Here is a 13,672-nt window from a genome sequence, read left to right as displayed (position 1 = left end):
AAGGTCGTCTGAAAATGAAATAAAACAAAGGATGGAAGAAAATGTCTAATACTTATTATGATAATCCAGCACAAAGATTATTGAAAATTATTAAAAAAGCTAAAGGAGTTCCATCACTTCGTACTTCAAGAGGCGCGTGGATGGAGATTTTAAATCTAACTAATGATGAAGCTAGTGATCGTAATATTCTATTTTCGATTAGCAAAGTTATAAATTTAATTGAGGAGATTAATAACTATTTCCAAGTAAATGAACCTGACTATATCGAGCATTGTCAGAATTGGATGGGAAACATATTGTTTTTTCTTGGTAAATCGGTAGAACTAGATAGAAAATGGGGTGAGGTCATTTGTTATTTAGATGAAAATATGACTTCATATCTTTATTCTTCTGTTAAGATTATTGATGCTAATTTTGAAAAAAATCAACTTTCATTTTTGAGAAAAATTGATGAAAGTGAACTAATTGAAATAAATAATTCTATAAAAAGCATATATCAGGACATATTAATTTCTGAAAATATAGAAGAAAATGTTAAGTCTTCTATTCTAAAATATCTTTTGCGTCTTATTGAATCCATTGATCAATATGCAATTACTGGTTCTGAAGCTATTATCGAAGCCCTAGAAAATACTGTTGGTCATATGTATTTCAATCATGAATATAAAGAATTCATGAGCAATACAGAAACTGGTAAGAATCTCCTTTCTAAAATGGGAGAAATTGCAAAAAAAGTTACCTGTTTTACGGGGATTTTAGAGTTAGCTAATAAGGGTTTTGAATTAATTGAAAATATTAAAGATTTCAATAATTAATAAGTATGTTTTTAGATAAAAGAGATAAGTTTCACAATATTAATATTACCATTTTAAGTTAATCTAAAAAGAGCCCACTATGTCCTGCGAACACTTAACTATGTCATACAGCACCTTTTCCAAGACCAAAAACGACGCGCTGAAAGAGCCGATGTTTTTTGGTCAGCCGGTGAATGTTGCCCGTTATGACCAGCAGAAATACGAAGTATTTGAAAAACTAATTGAAAAGCAGCTGTCGTTTTTCTGGCGTCCGGAAGAAATCGACGTGTCGCGCGACCGTATCGACTACGCCAATCTGCCCGAACACGAAAAACATATTTTCATCAGCAATCTGAAATACCAAACCCTGCTCGATTCGATCCAAGGCCGTAGCCCGAATGTTGCGTTCTTGCCTTTGGTGTCTATTCCCGAGCTGGAAACGTGGATTGAAACGTGGAGCTTCAGCGAAACCATCCACTCACGCAGCTATACCCATATCATCCGTAATATCGTGAATGATCCGTCAGTCGTGTTCGATGATATTGTGCAAAACAAATACATCATCGCCCGTGCTGAAGACATTGCCTGCTATTACGATGATTTGATTGAATACACTCAGTATTACAATCTGTTGGGTGAAGGCACGCACAATGTCGGCGGCAAGCTCATTACCGTGTCTTTGCGCGAATTGAAGAAAAAGCTCTATCTCTGCCTGATGTGCGTCAATGTATTGGAAGCCATCCGCTTCTACGTTTCATTCGCCTGCTCTTTCGCCTTTGCCGAGCGCGAATTGATGGAAGGCAACGCTAAAATCATCAAGCTGATTGCCCGTGACGAAGCCCTGCACCTGACCAGCACCCAGCATATGCTCAACCTGATGCGTGCCGGTGCCGATGATCCTGAAATGGCTGAAATTGCGAATGAATTGCAGGACGAGTGTTTCAATCTCTTCAAAAAAGCAGCCGAACAGGAAAAAGAATGGGCGGCCTATCTGTTTAAAGACGGTTCGATGATTGGCCTGAATAAAGAAATTCTGGCTCAATACGTTGAATACATTACTAATCTGCGTATGCAGGCGGTTGGCCTTCCTGCCGGATTTGAAGGTGCGACCCAAAATCCGATTCCTTGGATCAACGCATGGCTGTCTTCTGACAATGTACAGGTTGCGCCGCAGGAAGTGGAAATTTCCTCTTACCTGATTGGTCAGATTGATTCGGAAGTCAATGCCGACGATTTGGGCGATTTCGAGCTGTAATCGAACATTCGGTTTTATGATCAAGGCCGTCTGAACGGTGTGGCAGAAATCTTTGATTTCGTCTTTACACCGTTTCAGACGGCCTTTCCAATCCAAACAAATCATATGGCACTCATCAGCACACACGACAAAACCTTCCAACTCCAACAAGGCGAAACCTTATTGGAGGGCTTGGAGCGCACTGGACACGAAGTTGAATACCAATGTCGTAGCGGTTATTGCGGTTCATGCCGGGTTAAAATCTTGGATGGGAAAGTCTCTTATGATAATTTTCCGCTCGCTTTTGTCGCGCCCGGAGAAATTTTGCCGTGCTGCTGCCGAGTTACTGAAGACATCAAACTCGATTGTCGGGAGCGCATCAAAGAGCCGGATTTATTTGATGTTGATTTATTTGAAGACAAATAAAAATGCCGTCTGAACATTGTGGCCGAAATCTTTGATTTCATGTCCACCGTTCAGACGGCATTTTGTATGGTTAAGCTTATTTACGCTCGCCAACCGGCAAAACAGTACGGCCGAAAGATTCGTTGATGACCTCAGCCGCTGCCAAGTAGAACGCACCAAGTGCAGTTACCAAGCCTAAGCAACCGCCGATATGGACGATGCTATGATTTTCCATGCCATCGCCAATACCCAAAGCAAAGAAAGTCAGTGTCAAGCAAAAGAAAATACCGCTCAATACTTTAGGCTTGGTCAAGGTGGCCACAAACATCATCAGCGAGAACATACCCCATGCGCAGAGATACCAACCGATAAATGCCGGGGCTGTTTCACCTTTAAAAAAGATGGTAAACAAAGCCCATGTCCACCAGAAGGCGCCATAGCTGATAAAAGCGGTAAAACCAAACGTATTGCCTTTCTTGAACTCAAACATACCGGCAATAACTTGGGCGATACCACCAAAGGCGAGAGCCATGCCCAAAACTAAGCCGACACCCTCTTGAGCAGTAAAAAAGCCGCCGTTAATCAGACTGAGTAACCAAGTTGTCAATGCAAAGCCACACAGGCCTACTGGACCTGGATTCGCCAGGTTTTCTTTAGTAGTAGTCATTTTATTTCTCCTCTAGTTATTGAAATAGGAAGCCTATTGTTACCTATTTTATTTAAAATTAAAAGAAATAAATTTAAAAAAATCAGGCTGTCTGAAAAATATTTTTCAGACAGCCTTGAATATTAATAATTAAACTATCCCAAAATTGCCAAGATTTTCCTCAATTCATTGGCATCAATTTGGCCGGGGGCCGACGTTTTTTGTGCCGCACCAAAGGTAATCGCCGAGCCGAAAGCCGAGCCGGCCAAGCGGCTGACGGCTCCGGTTTTACCCATGGACATAGTAATAATTGGGCGGTCGATAATTTGTGAAACATCATATGTTGCCTGTAATAAGGTCAATACATCTTGCGGCGATTGCGGCATAACGGCAATTTTGCAGATATCCGCGCCCCACTCTGCCATTGTTTTCAGACGGCCTGTAATGTCTGCCAAAGACGGCGTGGCTTGGAAATCGTGATTACAAAGCAAGGTGGCAGTTTGATACTCATGCGCCAAAGCAATGGTTTGTTTTACGCTGCTTTCCTCGGCAAAAAGCTCGATGTCGATAATATCGGCTTGTTTGGAACGGATGATTTTTTCCAATAATTCAAAATAATACTCGTCAGAACAAGGCGTATTGCCGCCCTCTTGCGCCCTTCTAAACGTAAACAGTAAAGGCTTGTCAGGAAAAGCCTGTCGAGTGATGCCTAATTGTTCGGCAATAAAATCGGCATCAAGCGCAGCTTGAAAAAAATCTGCACGAAATTCAATAATGTCAAAAGCCGTCTCTTTCAATACGCGCAAAGCCTGCTCCAATTCCTGCGTATTGGCGGCCACCAGCGGTACGGCAATTTTAGGCAGGCCTTTGCCGATCTCGATATTTTTGATGATGACAGGTTTCATATTGTTCCTTTTTGCTCTTCAAGCCAATCAGTGCAGATGCTCATAAATGGTTTCTGCCAAGGCTTTGCTGATGCCTTCCACTTTTTCCAAGTCCTCGCGGCTGGCCGCAATCACGCCGCGCAGACCGCCGAATCGGGTAAGCAATGCTTGACGGCGTTTGCTACCGATACCGGGGATTTCGCTGAGTGAGGAAGTAACGCGTGCTTTGTCGCGTTTTTTGCGGTGGCCTGTAATCGCAAAGCGGTGCGACTCATCGCGTACGGTTTGCAATAAATGCAAAGCCGGGCTGTTGGGCGGCAGGCGGAAGACTTCGCCGGTAAAAGGCAGTATGAGTTCTTCCATACCAGCTTTGCGCTCGGGGCCTTTGGCGATACCGACCAAAGGAATGTGCAGCCCGAGTTCTTCCCATACTGATACGGCTACGCCGATTTGCCCTTTGCCGCCGTCAATCAACACGGCATCCGGCCATTTGACACTTTCTCCGTTGGCTTCGGCTTCCTGCATTTTGCCGTAGCGGCGCGTCAACACTTCGCGCATGGCGGCGTAGTCGTCGCCGGGCTTGGCGGTCGTGATGTTGTAGCGGCGGTATTGCGAAGGCTGGATGCTTTGCTCATCGTACACAACGCAGGACGCAATAGTGGCCTCGCCTTGCGTGTGGCTGATATCGAAACACTCAAGGCGGTTGAGGCTGTCTGAATCCATGCCGAGGATTTTGGCCAGTTCATCAATACGGTGCTGCTGGCTGCTTTGTTGCAGGCGGCGTTGAGCAATCGCCATTTGTGCGTTTTGTTCCGCCATTTTCAACCAGACTTTGCGTTCGCCTATGGTCTTGGTGACAAATTGCATCTGCTTGCCGTGTTCGCCTTCCAAAGCCTCTTTCAGCGCATCGGGAACGGGAAAGTTACTGATGATGATGTCGGGTTTGCTTTTGCCCAGATAGTGTTGGGCGACGAAGGCTTCAGCGTAATCTTGTCCGTTTGGCTCGGGATCGTTTTTGGTGTCGGGGAAAAAGCTTTTGTCGCCTACGTGCCGCCCACCGCGGATGCTGACCCAGTGTATGCAGACCAGGCCGTCTGAAACTGCCAGCGCAAGCAAATCGATGTCGTTTGGATTGTTCGGATTTTTACTGTCGATAAACTGATTACTCTGCATGATGCCGAGCGCTTGAATTTGATCGCGGTAACGGGCGGCTTCTTCAAATTGCAGATTCGCGGCGGCAGTTTGCATTTTGTGTTGCAAGGTGCGCGTCAATTCGTCGGTTTTGCCATTAAGGAAAGTCGCAGCTTCACGCACGCTGTCACGATAATCTTCTTCGCTGATGTGACCGACACAAGGCGCGGTACAGCGTTTGATTTGGTACAGCAGACAAGGACGGTCGCGATGCTCGAATACACTGTCTTCGCAGGTACGTAGCATAAAGACTTTTTGCAATACTTGAATGCTGTCACGCACGGCGTTGCTGTTCGGATACGGGCCGAAATATTGATTGGGCTTTTTCAGCGTGCCGCGGTAATACGCCATTTGCGGATATTGATGGCCGCTGAGCATCAAATAAGGATAGCTTTTGTCATCGCGGAAAAGAATATTGTATTTCGGCGACAAGGCTTTGATGAAGTTGTTTTCAAGAATCAGCGCTTCAGCTTCGGAACGTGTGATGGTGGTTTCGATATGGTGAACCTGTTTTACCATCAATGCGATGCGCGGCGAATGATCGTTTTTTTGGAAATAGCTGGAAACGCGCCGCTTGAGATTGACCGCTTTGCCGACATACAAAACATTGTTGTCTTCGTCAAAAAAACGGTACACGCCCGGCAGATTGGGCAGATTTTTCAGAAAAAGAGGTAAATCGAACGGTTCGGTTGCGCTCACGGGATTTTCTTTTGGAATAAGCAGGCCGTCTGAAAACTTTTCAGACGGCCTTATTCATTGACGTTTAAGATTCTTGAGACGGAGTATCTTCAGCTTTTACCACTTGGTTTTCAGCTGCATCGCTTTCCAGAGCAGCTTCATCTTCGGCCTCTTCGGCCACGCGTTCCAAGCTGACCAAGGTTTCGCCTTCATCCAGATTAATCAGGCGGACACCGGCAGCAGCCCGGCCGGTCTCGCGAATTTGCTCAACTTTGGTACGAATCAGGACGCCGCCGCTGGTAATCAGCATCAGGTCGTCGGTTTCGCTAACCAAAGTCGCGGCAACCAAATCGCCGTTGCGCTCGCCGGTATTGATGGCGATATTGCCTTGGCCGCCTTTGTTTTTACGGCTGTAATCGGCAATCGGGGTGCGTTTGCCATAGCCGTTGGCGGTAGCAGTCAATACTTGCAAATCGCTTTGCTCGGCTTCAGGGGCGAAGGTAATCAGGCTGACAATCTTGCCATCGGCCGGCAGGCGCATACCGCGCAAACCGCCGCTGCCGCGACCGGACGGACGGACACCGTGTTTGCCGCTTGGCAATGCGTTTTCGGCATTTTCATCATCCAGACCGTCTGAATCTTCGTTTTCGGTTTCGATATCGGTATCTTCTGCTTCATCATTACCGGATTTTTCCCAATATTCGTTAAAGCGGATGGCTTTGCCCAAGTTGGAGAACAACATAATGTCGTCCGCACCGCCGGTTTGCGCTGCGCCGACCAAGTAATCGCCTTCTTTAAGCGCGATGGCTTTAATGCCTTGGCTGCGGACGTTTTTAAACGCAGACAGTTGGACTTTTTTCACCATGCCTTGTGCGGTGGCGAAGAAAACGTATTGATCTTCCGGGAACTCACGGACAGCCAAAATCGCGCTGACTTTTTCGCCTTCTTCCAATTGGATGACGTTGTTAATCGGACGACCACGGCTGTTACGGCCGCCTTCCGGCAGTTTGTACACTTTAATCCAATGGCACTTGCCCAAATTGGTAAAGCACATCAAATAATCATGCGTATTGGCAACAAACAGGGTTTCGATAAAGTCTTCGTCTTTGGTTGCCGTTGCCTGTTTGCCGCGGCCGCCGCGACGCTGCGCCTGATAATCGGTAGTCGGTTGGGTTTTGATGTAGCCGCCATGAGTCAGGGTAACGACCATTTCGCGTTGCGGAATCAGGTCTTCATCGGCGATATCGCCGCCAAACGGATTAATTTCGCTGCGGCGTTCATCGCCGAAGTTGGCTTTGATGTCTGCCAATTCTTCGCGGATGATTTGGGTAACGCGCTCAGGTTTGGAAAGAATATCCACAAAATCAATGATTTTACTCATTAGATTCTTATATTCGCCGACAATTTCTTCCTGATCGAGACCGGTCAGGTTACGCAAGCTCATGCGCAAAATGGCATCGGCTTGCAATTCGCTCAGGTAATAGCCTTGGCTGTGCAGGCCCAAATTCTCTGGCAAGCCTTCAGGGCGCATCATGTGCAGGTCTAAATCGGTACGGCTGAGCATGTCTTCAACCAAGCTGCTGCGCCATGGGCGGGATAGCAATTTTTCTTTGGCTTCCGGCGCATTGGCAGATTCTTTAATCAGACGGATGATTTCGTCGATATTGGACAAGGCAACTGCTTTACCTTCGGCAATATGGCCTTCATGACGCGCTTTTTTAAGGCGGAATAAAGTACGACGTGTAACGACTTCGCGACGGTGGCGTAGGAACTCGGACAGGATTTGTTTCAGGTTCAGCAAGCGCGGCTGGCCGTCAACCAAGGCCACCATATTGATACCGAAGCTGTCTTGCAGCTGGGTCAGTTTGTAGAGTTGGTTCAAAACGACTTCGGCATTTTCATTGCGTTTCAATTCGATCACGACACGCATACCGGATTTGTCGGACTCGTCGCGCAGGTCGGATACGCCTTCCAACGTTTTTTCGCGTACCAACTCGCCGATTTTCTCAACCAGCTTGGCTTTGTTTACTTGATATGGGATTTCATCGATAACGATGGCTTCGCGTTCGCCGTTTTTGCCGATAGGCTCGATATGGGTTTTACCGCGCATTACCACGCGGCCGCGGCCGGTTTTATAGCCTTCGCGCACGCCGCTCAAGCCGTAAATAGTTGCGCCGGTTGGGAAATCGGGCGCTTGGATGATATTGATCAGCTCGTCGATTTCAGTTTCAGGCTCATCCAACAAACGCAGGCAGGCATTGATGGTATCGCCCAAATTGTGCGGCGGGATATTGGTTGCCATACCGACGGCAATACCGGACGAACCATTGACTAACAGCGCAGGGAAACGGGTCGGCAATACCAGTGGCTCATGTTCGCTGCCGTCATAGTTGGGGCCGAAGTTGACGGTTTCTTCTTCAATATCCGCCAGCATTTCATGGGAAATTTTTTCCATGCGGATTTCGGTATAACGCATGGCTGCTGCGGCCAAGCCGTCGACAGAACCAAAGTTGCCCTGACCGTCGATCAGTACATAACGCATGGAGAAGTCTTGTGCCATGCGGACGATTGTGTCGTAAACGGCTATATCGCCGTGGGGGTGGTATTTACCGATAACGTCGCCGACGATACGCGCCGATTTTTTATAGGCGGAATTCCAGTTGTTTTTCAACTCGTGCATCGCGTACAACACGCGGCGGTGTACCGGCTTGAGACCGTCGCGGACATCCGGCAGGGCTCGCCCCACAATTACGCTCATGGCGTAATCGAGGTAGCTCTTGCGCATTTCGTCTTCAAGGCTGACAGGCAGGGTTTCAAGTGCAAATTTATGGTCGTTGCGGATGGTTGCGTCGGTCATGATTATCTGTAATTTCGTATGGCAAAAGTCTTGTTGATTCTACCACAAAACAAGCGGTTTATGGCTTTTGCGTGAAGGCCGTCTGAAACAGGATTTCAGACGGCCTTCGTTATTTAATAAATTGAATTTAGTTGCAGCCAGAATCTTTGTCCGCAGCCTGCAAACTCAACTCTTTGCGTTTTTTAGCCCTTTCATAACGGCAGCGTTGGCGCGGAGTATTGATTTCCAAAGGTGGTACAGGAACCGGCTTACCGTCTTCAACGGCAACCATGGTGAAGTAGCAGCTGTTGGTATGACGCACTTCGCCGGTGTGGATGTTTTGCGCCTCTACACGGATGCCGACTTCCATAGAAGTACGGCCGGTGTAGTTGATGCTGGCGTAAAAGGTTACCAGTTCGCCGACATGAATAGGCTCTTTAAACAATACTTTATCAACAGACAGAGTAACGCAATAAGTACCGCTGTAACGGCAGGCGCAGGAATATGCCACTTGGTCAAGCAGGCGCAGAAGATCGCCACCGTGAACATTGCCGCTGAAGTTTGCCGTATCCGGCATCATCAGCTCGGACATGATGAGTTCGTGAGAAGGAAGTTGGCGTGCTTGTTCCATGGTTTGACCTCTTGAAGTGGTTTGTTTTTAAGGCCGCCTGTTATTTCAGACGGCATGTTTTGTAGGAATTTTGATTCTACCGTTTTTGAGTGGAAAAATTCAATCTGCCACACCTGATCATAACCATTTTCTACGCGAAAAGAAAATCAGCAGTCCGATGATGATGCACAGCATCACACCCAAAACCATGAAATAGCCGTAATGCCAATGCAGCTCGGGCATATTGTCGAAGTTCATGCCGTAGATACCGGTGATGACGGTCAGCGGCATAAAGATGATGGTGATAACCGTCAACACGCGCATTTGCTGGTTCATGCGGTTGGATTGGAAGGAAAGGTAAATGTCCATCATGCTCAACACCATATCACGCGAGGCATCAAGCGATTCGATAAGCTGCATATTGTGGTCGTACACATCGCGCAGATAGACGGTCGATTCGCCTTTGAAAATGGCAAAATCGCCGCGTACGGCCAGTTGGTAGAACACGTCGCGCAATGGCAAAAGCGTGCGCCGCAGACGGACGGCATCGCGCTTGAGGCGGTGAATCTTACTGAGAATATCGCTGTTTTCATTTTTAAACAGGGACTTGTCTATCGCTTCGACACGGTTGTTGTACGACTCCAAAACGATGAAATAGTCGTCCACAATACGGTCAAGCAGACAATACGCCAGAAACGCCGTGTTTTTGTTCAAAATATTGTGCGGATTTTCGTGCATCTGCCGGCGCAGATGACTGAACAAGCCCAACGGTTTTTGTTGGAAAGACAACACAAAATCTTTGCCGATAATCACATACACTTGGTCGGAATGGAGCTTGCCTGTAGTTGTGTAATGGTAAACCTGTGCGGCAGTAAAAACATAGCTGCCGTAGTCTTCAATTTTCGGACGTTGCTTGCGGCTGAGAATATCTTCAATAACCAGCTCATGGATGCCGTAAGGCTCAAGCGCATGTTTGAGCAAGGCAACATCATTGATGCCGACAAAATGCAGCCAGTTGATTTGGCCTTCTTGCGGACGGGTAATATCAGGCAAGTTTTTCCCGGCAAGATAATCATACTGAACAAAGGTATCGGCGGAATACAGGGTTTGATGGATGGCAGAGCGCGGCGCATTGTCGGTATTGCTGCGCTGCATGGCTTGGTCTTGCAGAATGTCGGTTGTCTCAACTGGATTGGCTGGTTTGCTCATAAAAATAAATCATGTTTTTTAGTTAGAATGAATTGTACAGACAGAAAAGGCCGTCTGAAAACAAATTTTCAGACGGCCTGACAATATCGATCAACGCTTTATTAGGCTTGAGGCGCGGTTTTCTCCAACTCCAATGCGGCAGCAAGCAAGGACAGGCGCGCCATTACGCCGTAAACGTAGAGGCGGTTGTGTTCATTGTCCACGTCGCAGTCTTTTTCGGAGCGCGGCATACCGAGCGAATCCCATTGTTCAAATACGCGTTTGCAGGCTTCAGGCGCTTCTTGGGAGTTGTCGCCGTTACCGGTAGGGATGCTGTTGGACAGCGGAACAAACACCATACCGCCGGCATTGAGGTTTTCGTCTGCACCACGGCCTTCGTGTACACGGAAGAAGCCGCCGATAACGAAACGGTCCATCATATAAACGACGGGTTCGCACACGGCGCCGTTCATGGTTTCGTAGGTATAAATACCTTCTTGGACAATGACTTCACTGACTTCCAAACCTTCTTTGACTTTTGCCATTTTATTGCGGTTTTTACGGTTCAATCCGCGCACTTCATCGGCAGATTTAACGCTCATCACGCCCATGCCGTAAGTGCCTGCGTCGGCTTTCACAATAACGAAAGGCTGGTCAGTAATACCCAATTCATCGTATTTGGCTTGAATTTTCGCCAATACGCGTTCTACCGCGCCTGCCAACGCATCTTCGCCTTCACGCTCTTGGAAATCCAAACCGCTGATTTTTTCAAAATAAGGATTGATTTGCCATTCGTCGATGTCAATCAACTTGGCAAAGTCGGCAGCAACTTGGTTGTACGCGCCGAAATGTTCGGTTTTACGGCGAGTCGTCCAGCCGCCGTGCAATGGAGGCAAAACGGTTTGACTGATATCTTTAAGGATTTCAGGAACACCCCCTGACAAGTCATTGTTCAACAAAACAACGCAAGGCGAGAAACCGTCTGCGAGATGTACACGCTCACGGGTACGCAATAAAGGCTCAAGCAAAATTTTGTCGCCCAATGCGGTTTCAAACTCGGTTGGCTCAGTCACTTCTGGATTCAAGCTGCCCAAGCGCACTTCGTATCCTGCCGAACGCAAAATCTCGCTGAGGGCGTAAACATTTTGCAGATAGAATGTGTTACGCGTGTGGTTTTCAGGAATAATCAATACGGATTTGGCCGTTTCACAGGCGCGCTGTACCGCATCCTGCGCGGCAACCGCCGCCAGCGGGATAAAGTTGGGATTCAAATTATTGAAGCCGCCTGGAAACAGGTTCATATCGATAGATGAAATTTTGTAACCGGCATTACGGATGTCAACCGAACCATAAAATGGCGGACGGTGTTCGTTCCAATGCGAACGGAACCATGCTTCGATTTTGGCATGATTGGCAAGGACTTTTTTCTCAAATTCCCGTAATTGAGTCAGATGCTCAGGAGCCATTACCGGTAATTTCATTCTCTATACCTCTTGGTAAGTGTGGATGTTGAGTGAGAATGATAGAACTTTTTAGTGCATTTCGACAAGTATTCTTTCAGATAAGATGCATCTTTTTGTCAACAATTCTACAATTTGTCTAATTTTTGATAAGTTTTTTTGAAACTTTACAACAAATTTTAAAAATTGGACAAATTCCTATTGCGCAGCCCCTATAAAAAGCCTAAAATCCGCCCATAAACGCAAACCATCATTCATACCTACCAATAGCAAAGAATACTCATCATGAGCGCACAAACCCTTTACGATAAACTTTGGAACAGCCACGTCGTCCGCGAAGAAGAAGACGGCACTGTCCTGCTTTACATCGACCGCCACCTGGTTCACGAAGTAACCAGCCCGCAAGCATTTGAAGGCTTGAAAATGGCCGGCCGCAAACTCTGGCGTATCGACAGCGTAGTCTCCACAGCCGACCACAACACCCCGACCGGCGACTGGCACAAAGGTATTCAAGACCCGATTTCCAAACTGCAAGTCGATACTTTGGACAAAAACATTAAAGAGTTTGGCGCACTCGCCTACTTCCCGTTTATGGATAAAGGCCAAGGCATTGTGCACGTTATGGGCCCGGAACAAGGAGCCACCCTGCCCGGCATGACCGTCGTCTGCGGCGACTCACACACTTCTACCCACGGCGCATTCGGCGCATTGGCGCACGGTATCGGCACTTCCGAAGTCGAACACACCATGGCGACCCAGTGCATTACCGCAAAAAAATCCAAATCCATGCTGATTTCCGTTGAAGGCTGTCTGAAACCCGGTGTTACCGCCAAAGACGTAGCACTTTATATCATCGGTCAAATCGGTACGGCCGGTGGTACAGGCTACGCCATTGAGTTTGGCGGCGAAGCCATCCGCAGCCTTTCTATGGAAGGCCGCATGACCTTGTGTAATATGGCGATTGAAGCCGGTGCGCGCTCAGGTATGGTTGCCGTCGACCAAACCACCATCGACTATGTAAAAGGCAAACCTTTCGCACCTAAAGGCGAAGCGTGGGACAAAGCCCTCGAGTACTGGCGCACGCTGGTGTCTGACGAAGGCGCCGTATTCGATAAAGAATACCACTTCAAAGCTGAAGACATCGAGCCTCAAGTAACTTGGGGCACATCGCCTGAAATGGTTTTGGACATCAGCAGTAAAGTGCCTAATCCCGCCGAAGAAACCGATCCGGTCAAACGCAGCGGCATGGAACGCGCCCTTGAATACATGGGCTTAGAAGCCGGTACGCCATTAAACGAAATCCCTGTCGATATCGTCTTTATCGGTTCTTGCACCAACAGCCGTATTGAAGACTTACGCGAAGCCGCCGCTATCGCCAAAGGCCGCAAAAAAGCGGACAATGTGCAACGCGTATTGATTGTCCCCGGCTCCGGTTTGGTTAAAGAGCAGGCAGAAAAAGAAGGCTTGCACGAAGTATTTATCGAAGCCGGTTTTGAATGGCGCGAGCCGGGCTGCTCTATGTGCCTTGCCATGAATGCCGACCGCCTGACCCCGGGACAACGTTGCGCCTCCACCTCCAACCGTAACTTTGAAGGCCGTCAAGGCAACGGCGGACGCACTCACCTCGTCAGCCCTGCCATGGCAGCCGCAGCTGCGGTGACCGGCCACTTTACCGACATCCGCACTATGGCTTAAAGTATTTTCAGACGGCCTTTATTGATCAGGCCGTCTGAAACAATACCTTGC

The 13,672-nt window shown here is 47.8% G+C and carries 11 protein-coding genes; 4 read left to right on the top strand and 7 right to left on the bottom strand.

Annotated features, from left to right (window positions below; genetic code table 11):
- Positions 1-41 precede the first annotated feature (41 nt).
- From LPB400_RS06875 to yfaE, 3 genes are all read left to right on the top strand, one after another.
- Positions 42-815, top strand: coding sequence for a hypothetical protein (locus LPB400_RS06875; protein WP_107769047.1), 774 nt, complete (start codon positions 42-44; stop codon positions 813-815).
- Between the two features lie 100 nt (positions 816-915).
- A complete protein-coding gene (nrdB, locus tag LPB400_RS06870; protein ID WP_094192798.1) occupies positions 916-2,049 on the top strand; it encodes a class Ia ribonucleoside-diphosphate reductase subunit beta in 1,134 nt (377 codons plus the stop codon).
- A 105-nt stretch (positions 2,050-2,154) separates the two neighbouring features.
- On the top strand, positions 2,155-2,454 hold the full coding sequence (gene yfaE / locus LPB400_RS06865; protein WP_003686421.1) for a class I ribonucleotide reductase maintenance protein YfaE: 300 nt from the start codon (positions 2,155-2,157) through the stop codon (positions 2,452-2,454).
- A 76-nt stretch (positions 2,455-2,530) separates the two neighbouring features.
- Here yfaE and LPB400_RS06860 read toward each other — a convergent pair whose 3' ends face one another.
- The 7 genes from LPB400_RS06860 to gshA form a co-directional block, all read right to left on the bottom strand.
- Positions 2,531-3,100: an acetate uptake transporter gene (locus LPB400_RS06860; protein WP_063067856.1), complete on the bottom strand. Its 570-nt coding sequence runs from the start codon at positions 3,098-3,100 to the stop codon at positions 2,531-2,533.
- Positions 3,101-3,234: 134 nt separating this feature from the next.
- The gene (gene aroD / locus LPB400_RS06855; protein WP_219088544.1) at positions 3,235-3,984 is read right to left on the bottom strand and encodes a type I 3-dehydroquinate dehydratase; all 750 of its coding nucleotides are present in this window, start codon (positions 3,982-3,984) and stop codon (positions 3,235-3,237) included.
- Between the two features lie 27 nt (positions 3,985-4,011).
- Entirely contained in the window at positions 4,012-5,853 is a 1,842-nt protein-coding gene (gene uvrC / locus LPB400_RS06850) for an excinuclease ABC subunit UvrC (protein WP_107769045.1), read from the bottom strand.
- Positions 5,854-5,917: 64 nt separating this feature from the next.
- Positions 5,918-8,689, bottom strand: coding sequence for a DNA gyrase subunit A (gyrA, locus tag LPB400_RS06845; protein ID WP_219088541.1), 2,772 nt, complete (start codon positions 8,687-8,689; stop codon positions 5,918-5,920).
- A gap of 127 nt (positions 8,690-8,816) precedes the next feature.
- Positions 8,817-9,299: an acyl-CoA thioesterase gene (locus LPB400_RS06840; RefSeq protein ID WP_219088539.1), complete on the bottom strand. Its 483-nt coding sequence runs from the start codon at positions 9,297-9,299 to the stop codon at positions 8,817-8,819.
- A gap of 117 nt (positions 9,300-9,416) precedes the next feature.
- Positions 9,417-10,487, bottom strand: coding sequence for a magnesium/cobalt transporter CorA (gene corA, locus LPB400_RS06835; protein WP_070461889.1), 1,071 nt, complete (start codon positions 10,485-10,487; stop codon positions 9,417-9,419).
- Positions 10,488-10,588: 101 nt separating this feature from the next.
- The gene (gshA, locus tag LPB400_RS06830) at positions 10,589-11,947 is read right to left on the bottom strand and encodes a glutamate--cysteine ligase (RefSeq protein WP_070461887.1); all 1,359 of its coding nucleotides are present in this window, start codon (positions 11,945-11,947) and stop codon (positions 10,589-10,591) included.
- 264 nt (positions 11,948-12,211) lie between these two features.
- Between gshA and leuC the strand changes: the two genes are divergently transcribed.
- Positions 12,212-13,621 (top strand): 3-isopropylmalate dehydratase large subunit, encoded by a 1,410-nt coding sequence (leuC, locus tag LPB400_RS06825; RefSeq protein ID WP_219088537.1) that lies wholly within the window; start codon positions 12,212-12,214, stop codon positions 13,619-13,621.
- The last annotated feature ends 51 nt before the right edge of the window (positions 13,622-13,672 follow it).

Source organism: Neisseria perflava, assembly GCF_019334725.1.
GTDB classification, from domain to species: domain Bacteria; phylum Pseudomonadota; class Gammaproteobacteria; order Burkholderiales; family Neisseriaceae; genus Neisseria; species Neisseria subflava_A.
This window is presented reverse-complemented; position numbering and strand designations above follow the sequence as displayed.